The following is a 9667-nucleotide window of genomic DNA, read 5'->3' as shown; positions in this document are numbered from 1 at the left end:
CGCCCAGACCGCCACCATCACCATCACCGGCGCCAATGACGCCCCGGTCAACACGGTACCAGTCTCCCAGACAGTCGGCTCCAACACCGCGACCCCGATTACCGGTGTCGCTGTGGCCGATATAGACAGCGACAATGTGACCACGACTCTCTCCGTTTCCAGCGGCAAACTGACGGTCGGAACGGGAGGCGGCTTCACCGTGAACAACAATGGCACGAACAAGGTGACGATCAGCGGGACCCTTGCCCAGGTCAATGCCGCGCTGGCTACGCTGAGCTATCTCAGCAATACCAATTACAGCGGCGCCGACACGTTGACGGTGGTCACGTCGGACGGCTTGGCAAGCGATGCCGATACGGTGGCGATTACGGTCACTCCACCGGCCAATGGCGCGCCGGCGGTGTCCAATGATGCTATCGTCATATCAACAGGAACGTCCGTTTTCTTATCAGCCGCCTGGTTGCTCAACAATGACGCGGACACCGACGGAGACGCCCTTTCGATTTCTGCATCGAGCATTATCGGTTCGCTGCCGAGCGGTTGGACGATCACGCCGGTGACTGCCGGCGGGGTTATCACCGGATTCAACGTGAGCACGGGCAATGCCAACCAAGCAGCCACTCTATCGTACACGGTAGACGATGGACAGGGACACACGTCGACTGCCCAATTCACAATCCGGACACCGTCCACGAACTCCAACAGCGGGGGAAACGATATCGACTTGGCCTCCCTAAACTACAACTATTCGTACATCGACGGAAAGGATCAGCGTGATGAACTCACTGCCAACCTGACGCTTACCGGAACGCAAGGAAACGACGTATTCGTCGGCAGTAGCGGCGATGACGTTCTCGATGCTGGCGCCGGCAACAACATTCTCACCGGAGGAGTCGGCAGCGACACGTTTGTCTTCCGGAACTTCGCAAGCACAAGAAGCCACGTCACTGACTTCAACCCAGGAGCGAACTCGACGTCTGTTGATAGGTTGGAATTCGAAGTCGGGACCGCGGCCAACGAGTTCTCCGTCGGTAACAACGATACGGCCTTTATTTTCAAAACCGGGAACGACGTAGCGACCAATGTTGCGGGCACAGAGGTAGCCGTGAAAGCGGATGCCAGCGTCACCAACGCGACAGTCCAGAGCACGATCAACGGCTACGGCAACATCGCGATGGGTGCATTCTTCGTATTCCACAATACGGATCTAGGCACGCTGCGGTTTACTACGATCCTAATCCCGCTGTGGCCGGCGGCGCAGTGCTGGTCGCGGAACTCGACAATGTCACTATGTTGGGCAATCTCGCCGCCTTCAATCCTGGGGACTTTTTGTTCGTCTAAAGGCGAGGAAAGCGAGGATCCATGGCGCATCCGACCATTCCTCGCTCCAGGCGGTGTTGGCCGAACTCCGGCGTGCCGCCTGGCCGCTCTTCGCCTTCGGCGCGCCAATCAACTTACGGCACCGCTTTACATTACTGCGGTTCTACAAGAGCGTGCTATCTGCCGGATCAGGACGAGAAGGTTCGGGCGGTCGGTCTCCTGAAAGCGCTCGCCGAACAGGATCGATCAAGAGCGGATTCGCCCCTTCCTGTTTGAGCAGCTGCACTCAGCATGAAGAACCACCGTCTGAATTCAAAGTATGGGGTGGCCTTCGCGCTGTTCCAACAGACGCAGAACTTCGGCTTGAATGCTTGCACGACTGTCACGTTGCTGAGAGGTGAGGTCGGGCTCCTGCGGTCCCTCCAGAGCGAACCTTTCCAGTGCTTCGGCCGCCAGGCATAGGCTTCGAAGAGATCATTTCACTCGGTGGCGATGTCCGTCAGTTAAGGACCGCGTGGCGGGCAGGCAAACCCGGCGACGCGATGGTAAATCACTGACGAGCTGGACCTCGAAGGAACCAGAGTCATCAGCCCTCCGCGACGATTGGCAATCGTGACCATGCATCAGCCGTCGTCGGCCTCCTCCGGAACGCGCCATGCACCGGAGTTTCCCAGCGTTATCCTCGAGTTCAGCAAAGGGTCGACTTCTGCCGTCTATTACCTCACGTTCAATGAGTTTTTGGGTCTGGTCATCCACCAGGCCACGGAGGGTGGCTTCCTGTCGCACTGATCGCTGGCCGGAACGGGTCGGCGAGCGGCTCGTTTCGATTGAGGGCGTCATCGGTGACAGCAAACGGGACGGATCTATCGAGAGGTGGAGTCTCTTGGCGATTCACCAGCGACCGATCTTCGGTAAGCCACCATATGCCTCGTCAGGGCAGCAGCGGGCGCGTGAGCGGCTCATAAGTCCGCCGGTAGAGGCCATCGCCGAACAGCCGCAGGACAGCGTTCCGTATCCTGCTCGAGCCGCTCCTCAGTTTGTCGCGTGCGCGGGACTTTTTCTGTACCCACCCGACTCGGCCGATGCGCGCCTCGTGGAACCGTTCAAGGATACCATCGATCGGTCCGCCCTTCGACACTAGCTCCGCAAGGACGACTGCGTCCTCGATTGCCATGCCCGCGCCCTGAGCCATGCTGGGCGAGCAGGCGTGCGCGGCGTCACCGATCAGGACATGGCGGTCCGCTATCCATCGTTTTGCGGGAACCTCCTGCAAGATGGCTCGATGGACGGCGGTAGCTGGATCTAAAGCCGCCACCATCGGCCCGAGCGGCCCGGCGAAGCCGCTGAAAAGCCGCTTCATAGTGTTGACGGACCCGTCGCCGAACTCGCTCGAGCGACAGTCGGCGTAGATGTATGTTTCGGCTTCGCTGATCGGGATGCCGAGCAGGGTGCGGCCGTTCCCGAGCATTGCCGTCCAGCCATCGATCTCGCCATTGTTCGGGACCACTAGGCGCCAGCACGAGATGTCGATTTCGCGAGCGGCGTTTGAACCGAACACTGCGCTCCGGAGCGGCGAATTGACGCCTGCCGCGCCGACCACAAGATCGTACTCTTTTTCCTGTCCATCGGAGAAGCGAACCATGCGCATTTTACCGCGCGACGCTGTCGAAACCGCTTCTAACCCATAGCTCACGGTTCCAGGAATCAGCGATCTCTGGAGGATCCCTGTCAGGGATTGGCGTGATAGGGCAAGACAGGGCCCGCACTCTCTCCAGACATTTGCGGTCCTCACGTGGTTCAGGACGGAACCGGTGGACGATAGGATTCGCTGGGTAGCTATCGGATAGGCGACGGATCTTACTTCGTCGAGCAGTCCCAGGTCGCCGAGTGCTCTTGCTGCATTCCCCAGAAGGAAAATTCCCGCGCCCTCGGTTGGTGGCCGTTCCCGCTTTTCGACGACCTCGCAATCGATGCCGTTGATCTCCAGTGCTCTGGCAGCAGAAAGTCCGGCTATGCCCGCCCCAGCAATCAGCACCCTCATCGATCATTCCTACGCCAGCGACTTGCGGTCGAGGTTATTCTCAACGCGGGCAAGGGTATGACACAGTTTTGCGTCGGCTTCACCTAGAGGCGGCCGAGAAATGCCAAGCGAGCTACATGCCGCGGATGGGGAATTTCCCGGTTCGCCGCCTTTCGGCGCCCCTCCATTGGTCAATCACAGCACACCTTGCGAACATAGGTGTTGCCTTAGGTGACGAACGCGTCGTCCGGGACAGCGCCACGCGCCTTCAGGATTTTCATAATGTCGACAGCGCCCTCGATACTATAGGTGTCTTTCAGCGTAATGGCCATCCAGCCGCTCGAAACCAGATAGGCCGAAAAGCGGCAGCGACGATGCCCGGACAAAAGCCTCAGCATCCGAATAGTTAGCGAAGCTCCTAATTTGGACGTGCCTGTCTTCGAAGGCGCCTCTGTCGTACTCTCGAACCGAAACCTGGTTTCGTGCAAGAATCCATTGGTGCCTGCCTGCCTTACGTCAAACCACCGGTCTGCACTGGCCAGAATATCGACTGGCGCGCCATTCTTCAGCGTAGCCACGGTACCGGACTTGTTGTCTGGCCCCGACTTCAGCGCAGCTCGACCCTTCGGGTGTCGCACCAAACCTGACCGTGCTTCCGGAATCACGAAGCGCCCGCTCGCCTGCATAGAGGGCTGGCCAATGGTGGTGTTGCAGGGAGCTGCTCGGCGACAGCGGGCCTCTCCGCCAGATCTGCGGACGAGGAGCTGTCGGTCGTCACCCGGAACTGCGCCATTTCGCTCAGAGACAGGTAGCGCATGTCGCCGCTGGCATACTGGAGCGCCAACTGTAGCAATGCAGGATCAGCCCCCATCTCCGAGATATAGGCCATTATGTCGGCGGTAAGACGTTGAATGTGTGATACCGCGTCGTCGACCGACATACTCCGTGTATCGCTGAACGACGATCTATGGACGCCGATCGATCCCGGCTGAGCGAAACGCTGCAGGCCACCCAAGAAGGCCAGTGCACAGGCAGACGCGCATTCCGAGCCACGCGACTGAATGGTGACGAACCCCTCCGAACGGATCAATCGGCCCAGTTCCATAGCTTTCGACACGTTGCCTCCCGGTGAATTGAAGGCAACCGCAACGGCCCTATGAGCTCTGACCACAGCCACGAAGGCGCTCAGATCGTCTTCGTAGGCAAAGTCACCTGTAACCATCACGAATTGATGACCGCCTTCGGTGGTGTCGGGGATGAAGCGCAGCCCCGCATGCGCAGACGACGGGCTCCGCCGAAGAGAAACGCAATCACGCTAAGAACAGTCCGCAACATTTGCCTTGGCAAAATTGCCTGAACGCGCGAGCTTGTCATCCCGCGCACGCCTTACATTGCTGCCTATGTGGTGATGGCGGATAGGGTTCGTATTCTGCGTGTGTTGCATGGCGCCCAGATGTGGCCCGACCAGCTTGACGAAAAGTAGAACTGGCCGCGGCATTCACCGGGAGAACAGATCTGATGGTAAGTGACGCCGAGGATGATGGCACACGCGACGACGATCTCGTCTGGCGATGGCACGACAACCTCATTTACGGGATAAGGTTCGACATCGGCGATCCCGAAAAGCAGAAGTGGCGCAGCGAGCTGGTGCTCGACATCGACTTCATCGACGAGTGGCTTTGTGAAAAGTCCGACAAGGCTCGCTTTCGCGTGGCGCCGGCCACGCTGACGTTCCACGACGTCGCTGATTTGCGGCTTTCTATAGATCATGGCGACAGCGAGGGGCGAACCGCGATGAGTGAACTGTCCATCGACTCGCGAGCGTTTGGAGCGTCCATTCGAGTTTTGGCGTTGGACGATCAGCTTGAACTCGCCTCCGGCTGGCAAGATCGTGTTCTGTGCCAGTGGGTATTCGGAAATGGTGCGGGCCGATCCCCGGCTAGTAAGCGAGCAACGTCTACCTCGCGGCGAGCGCTCTTGAGGCCCTTACCTGCCATCAAGTTCTCGCGACGAGACCTTCGCGATCTTTTTGTCGACCCATGCAGACAGATCGGCCCAAAGCTGCTGATCGGCCCCACGCTGCGCGCAATCTCGATAATCCCTTGATACGAGATTGGCGTGACAGCGGCTTAGCCGCTGCTATATCTCGGGTCGATCAGACCCAGCTTCGCCTTCCGTGCCGTGGGAAAACTTGGGTGGTCGGGCAAAGGCGGGCCACGGCGGCCGTATGAAGTTTACTGTGCTCGCCGATCGCCGCCGCCAGTACCGCGTTGCGCATCCATTGATAAGCCTCGCCGGCGAACGGGGGGCGCATAATCGATTGCTGCATCGAGCGCGAAGACCTTGGAGATGTACTCCCAATAGCCGATCCCCTTGCCTGCAAGGGTGCAACGGGAACGCACGCCGCTTGTCGGATTATCCTGCTCGACATAGTTCCCATTGCACTGGGGCTTTCCTAAGTGCGACCGGGCGGGCGTTCCCACCCGGCTCGGTAAACTTGTATTCGATGACGAGCGCGGCCATTGAGCCGAGGGCAAGGGCGTCGACCTGCGTGGGCCGGGGTTCGCCCAAGAGCCAATCCACACTCGAGTGTTATCGACCAGGGACCGCCGGGTGCCACACCCCCGAGCCGAGCAATGGCGTCGAGGACGCGATCCCGATCGATGCTCATCTTGAGTGTGCCGAACACATCAATGGCGATGGCCTGCGATGAATGAGCCATTGCCTGTCTCACAATGCAGCTCGCTGATCTGCCGGGTCATCCGATCAGGCAATTGGGCTCTCCGTTGTGGACGATCTCCTTGACAAAGCGGGCATTCCGTCGCCAAGCCAAGGCACGGCGATGAGAGCCTAGCCCATCGCGTTCATGAAACTCTCTCGTCAAACGTCGATATAAAGAATTCGGCGTCTGGGGCCGCTCGAAAGCAAAACGCCTACCATGACGCTTGAGCTACGCTCATATCTCACAACTAGTCATGGGATCAGTGTTTCACACAGTCGGGGTTCGCACTTTGCCGTCTCCAGGGGAGCCTATCCAACGGCTGTTGTGTGGCGAACCGCCAAAATCTGGTCGTGCCAGGTGCTTAAGGGTACCCGCCCGATCGTTTTGGTAGTGTTCGCCCCGTCCCGCAAACGACCCCATTGGCTTTCCAGCTAAATTCCTCCGGTGCCGAAGGTTGGCAGTGGGGTGAAGTCGGGAAAGCCAAGCCTGGGATAATCGCAGCGAATATCGAACTTGGACGGTAATTCACTACGGCGACAGCTCGGGTCGGTTTTGTAGGCGTACCCTGGCAGATACACGTATCGGCTGCTCTGGCTACAGCCCAATATCAGTGCCCAAAGGAGGGCCGATTTTAGCAGGACTTTCATGACGTGACCCCTCGAGAGAACATACCCGCGCAGGTACTAGTCACATGTCTGCCTTGTCGGCTTCGAGTCTCTCGGATGACCGGCGGACGAAAAACAAACTCTCTCATGAAATGGTTTGAACTGCGATTTGAACAAAAGTGTTAGCGCGACCTAAGCGAAGTCCGCCCCCTAATCAGAGAAGGAAAGCGGGAGCCCTGCGGCGTTTCGCGGCCGGTCTAAGTTCGGCGCCGCACCCAGGATAATCTCGATCAACGCTGCGGTCATGGACCGACCGGCAGAATCTCTGCCTGGCAATTCTTTCACAGAGTGATCGTCGTGCTCGTTTCACCGTTTAGCAGTCGCTTCAGGTGAAAGCTCGCGAGCCCGTCTTCCGCGTCGCGACTGACGAGGGCAGCAAACGCAGTAACTGCATGACGATCGCCTGCCGCTAACTCTTCGAAAGCAATTAAGTACGCCTGCGTTTCTGCGCTGGCATATCTTTCGGCTTCAAGCGGCTCGAAAGCGCGGATCGGCTCGGTCCGGCCCCTGAGGAGGAGATCACCCACGGGGCGGCCGCGGAAGCCCGCAGTGTGTTTGCGCCCCGAGAACTTCCCGGAAGTCGTCTTTTCCAGGGCCTCGTACGAAATCCACACCTGTGCTGGCGAGGCGGCGGCGTTTGATTTGGTGTTGGAATCATCAAGCAGGACTTTTGCCAGGAACTCCCAGACTCGATCAATACGGTCGCTTGCAAGGAAGGCCACGAAGCCGAACGGATCGCCAGGCGATGGCATTGCATGTGCGCCTCGAAAGAATAGCTTCCCCGCTTTTTGCGGCCGTTAAGCTCATGGAGAAAACAGCGACGATGCCGTGAACGCTCGTAATCGGGCGTGCCGGCAATGGCTCTGGGGACGTCACGGGCATCCTCCTTGAGATCACGAGGAACTTTGCGAGCGACTGCATTCGGGCAGCAGCGCTGTTTGAGTTCGCACGCGTCGCAGTTCTTCTTGCTGGCCCGATAGAGCCGGGTGCGTTCACTGGTAATGCCCGATCGGGCGTCGCGTAGGTGCGGCGGAACTGAACCAGCTACTTGCCCCGCCGAAATCATGCGGCGTCGCGCGCAGGCCGTCGATCGGCCGCTGGTACATTGGCACTTTCAATGGCAGACAAATAGGACTATATAGCTAGACAGTCTAGCCAACTTGGAACGAAACTATGGAATGGCAACTGCAGGACGCCAAGAACCAATTCTCGAAGGTGGTGCAGAAGGCGCGCCATGAAGGGCCGCAGATTGTCACGCTGCGCGGTGAGCGCACGGCCGTCGTACTGTCCGCTCATGACTACGACGCTCTGCGCGCCGGCCGGCCAACTCTGGTCGATGATCTGCTTGGCGGTCCCGCTTGGGACGATCAGCTTGCTGATGCGGTGAATGTACGCGTCAAGACGCCAAGCCGCGATGTGGCTTTTTGATGTATCTGGTTGACACCAGCATCGTCTCAGAGGCGCGACGCGGCACGCCGCAGGCGGTGTCCTGGCTGCGCTCTGTCGATCCGCTCGGCATCCACCTGAGTGCGCTCACCCTCGGCGAAATCATGCGCGGCATTGCCCTGAAACAGAGGTCGGATCCGAAGACTGCCGCGCACCTCGCCGAATGGCTGCGCAAGCTGCGCCACGACCATGGCGACCGCATTTTGCCGATAACCGACCAAATCGCGGTCGAATGGGGCCGCATCGCGGCAATCGCCCCCCGCGGCGATATCGACGGGTTGATCGCCGCGACCGCCATCGTCCACGATCTCATCCTTGTCACACGCAACGTCAAGGATTTCGAAGACACAGACGCCTCCGTAATCGACCCTTGGGAGACGTCGGCGTGAGCCGCTCGGCGTCGAGCATCCGCAGTATGCCGGCATTAAATGCATCCATTCGACGGAAGTACGGGCTCCTGTCTTAGACCTCTGAAGTTGCATAATGTATCAACAGGAACCTGCGCCACGGCCATGCCTGGTATCGCGACGTCGGACTCGCTCAAGAGCACCGTTCCAATGCCGCGGCGAAGTCCCGGCCGATCGCCGCAGGATGCCTTGGCGGCTGCCTCCCAGCCCATCCGTGCTAACCGCGTCGGCGGCGATAAAATGCGGTGTCCATGCGGTCGGATCGATGTAGTAATGGACCGATTCTCCGCTTAAACGTGCAGACACATGGAAACGTCGCTCTATCTGCCCATCAAAGGCTTTCTCGAAAAGGCAGGTTACGTCGTCAAGGGCGAGGTCGGCGGCTGCGATCTCGTCGGCTTGAGCGATGACGATCCGCCTGTGGTCGTGATCTGCGAGTTGAAACTGAGCTTCAATCTGGAGCTCATACTGCAAGCCGTCGACCGCGCAGCGATCGCGGACGAGGTCTGGATCGCGGCGCGAGTCTCGGCCAAGGGCAAAGGTCGGGAGGCCGACAAACGCTACCGCGATCTCTGCCGCAGGCTCGGGATCGGCATGCTCGGCATTTCCGATGCGGGCGACGTCAGCGTTATCGTCGGTTCCGTATCGCCGATGCCGCGAACCAATCCGAAACGGCGTTCGAGGCTCATGCGTGAACACCAGAGGCGACGCGGCGATCCGGCAGTAGGCGGGAGCACACGCGCGCCTGTCATGACCGCGTACCGTCAGCAGGCGCTCGGCTGTGCGGCAGCGCTGGTATCACGACCGCTGCGCGTGCGTGAAATCAAATGGAGCATACCGGATGCCGGGAAGATTTTGCTTTCGAATGTCTATGGCTGGTTTGAACGGCTTGACAGAGGCATCTACGGCTTGACCGACGCTGGACGGGAAGCACTGCAGCGGTGGCCGCAGCAAGACACGCAGGCAACGATAGCCGCCCCAGCCTGATTTGTATCCCACGAGAGAGGTTTTGCGTCACGATCGATGGCATGGCCTGGAGGTCGACTCCGCTCAAGCCGAGGGAAAAACAGTCGATTTCCCGAAACGC

Annotated in this window: 9 protein-coding genes and 4 pseudogenes; 6 read left to right on the top strand and 7 right to left on the bottom strand. The window is 59.3% G+C overall.

Features of this window, described 5'->3' with window-relative positions; translation table 11 throughout:
* On the top strand, positions 1-1543 hold a 1543-nt coding region (locus N181_RS33625; RefSeq protein ID WP_202907429.1), incomplete at its 5' end, for an Ig-like domain-containing protein.
* A gap of 389 nt (positions 1544-1932) precedes the next feature.
* Complete coding sequence (locus N181_RS32835; RefSeq protein ID WP_153451662.1) at positions 1933-2109, top strand: hypothetical protein; 177 nt, start codon at positions 1933-1935, stop codon at positions 2107-2109.
* A 142-nt stretch (positions 2110-2251) separates the two neighbouring features.
* Here N181_RS32835 and N181_RS03090 read toward each other — a convergent pair whose 3' ends face one another.
* The 4 genes and pseudogenes from N181_RS03090 to N181_RS34455 all read right to left on the bottom strand — a co-directional run bounded on the left by N181_RS03090 (position 2252) and on the right by N181_RS34455 (position 4562).
* A complete protein-coding gene (locus N181_RS03090; protein WP_050994793.1) occupies positions 2252-3361 on the bottom strand; it encodes an FAD-dependent monooxygenase in 1110 nt (369 codons plus the stop codon).
* A gap of 206 nt (positions 3362-3567) precedes the next feature.
* The gene (locus N181_RS34465) at positions 3568-3726 is read right to left on the bottom strand and encodes a hypothetical protein (protein WP_234886003.1); all 159 of its coding nucleotides are present in this window, start codon (positions 3724-3726) and stop codon (positions 3568-3570) included.
* A 150-nt stretch (positions 3727-3876) separates the two neighbouring features.
* Positions 3877-4026: pseudogene (locus N181_RS34460) on the bottom strand (SH3 domain-containing protein); the annotation flags it as partial.
* Positions 4002-4562 carry a COG3904 family protein gene (locus N181_RS34455; RefSeq protein WP_234886002.1) on the bottom strand — a complete coding sequence of 187 codons (561 nt, stop codon included), beginning with the start codon at positions 4560-4562 and terminating at the stop codon, positions 4002-4004. The gene N181_RS34455 and the pseudogene N181_RS34460, both read right to left, overlap by 25 nt.
* Before the next feature lie 135 nt (positions 4563-4697).
* Between N181_RS34455 and N181_RS34450 the strand changes: the two are divergent.
* Positions 4698-4823 (top strand): annotated as a pseudogene (locus N181_RS34450) (type II toxin-antitoxin system RelE/ParE family toxin); the annotation flags it as partial.
* Between the two features lie 503 nt (positions 4824-5326).
* On the opposite strand, the pseudogene N181_RS34445 reads toward N181_RS34450, so the two are convergent.
* The 3 genes and pseudogenes from N181_RS34445 to N181_RS35440 all read right to left on the bottom strand — a co-directional run.
* Positions 5327-6059 (bottom strand): annotated as a pseudogene (locus tag N181_RS34445) (PGN_0703 family putative restriction endonuclease); the annotation flags it as partial.
* Between the two features lie 949 nt (positions 6060-7008).
* Positions 7009-7479: a hypothetical protein gene (locus N181_RS35445; RefSeq protein ID WP_037436625.1), complete on the bottom strand. Its 471-nt coding sequence runs from the start codon at positions 7477-7479 to the stop codon at positions 7009-7011.
* A gap of 29 nt (positions 7480-7508) precedes the next feature.
* Positions 7509-7771, bottom strand: a pseudogene (locus tag N181_RS35440) (IS5/IS1182 family transposase); the annotation flags it as partial.
* Between the two features lie 129 nt (positions 7772-7900).
* Here N181_RS35440 and N181_RS03070 point away from each other — a divergent pair.
* The 3 genes from N181_RS03070 to N181_RS03060 all read left to right on the top strand — a co-directional run bounded on the left by N181_RS03070 (position 7901) and on the right by N181_RS03060 (position 9567).
* Positions 7901-8155, top strand: a complete 255-nt coding sequence (locus N181_RS03070) for a type II toxin-antitoxin system Phd/YefM family antitoxin (RefSeq protein WP_014332761.1) — start codon at positions 7901-7903, stop codon at positions 8153-8155.
* Complete coding sequence (locus N181_RS03065) at positions 8155-8562, top strand: type II toxin-antitoxin system VapC family toxin (RefSeq protein ID WP_037436622.1); 408 nt, start codon at positions 8155-8157, stop codon at positions 8560-8562. The genes N181_RS03070 and N181_RS03065 overlap by 1 nt, the downstream gene beginning before the upstream one ends.
* Before the next feature lie 324 nt (positions 8563-8886).
* Positions 8887-9567, top strand: a complete 681-nt coding sequence (locus tag N181_RS03060) for a DUF2161 domain-containing phosphodiesterase (protein WP_037436621.1) — start codon at positions 8887-8889, stop codon at positions 9565-9567.
* Positions 9568-9667: the final 100 nt, after the last annotated feature.

This window comes from Sinorhizobium fredii USDA 205 (assembly GCF_001461695.1).
GTDB classification, from domain to species: domain Bacteria; phylum Pseudomonadota; class Alphaproteobacteria; order Rhizobiales; family Rhizobiaceae; genus Sinorhizobium; species Sinorhizobium fredii.
The sequence above is the reverse complement of the archived record's forward strand: the minus strand, read 5'-3'. Positions and strand labels throughout refer to the sequence as shown.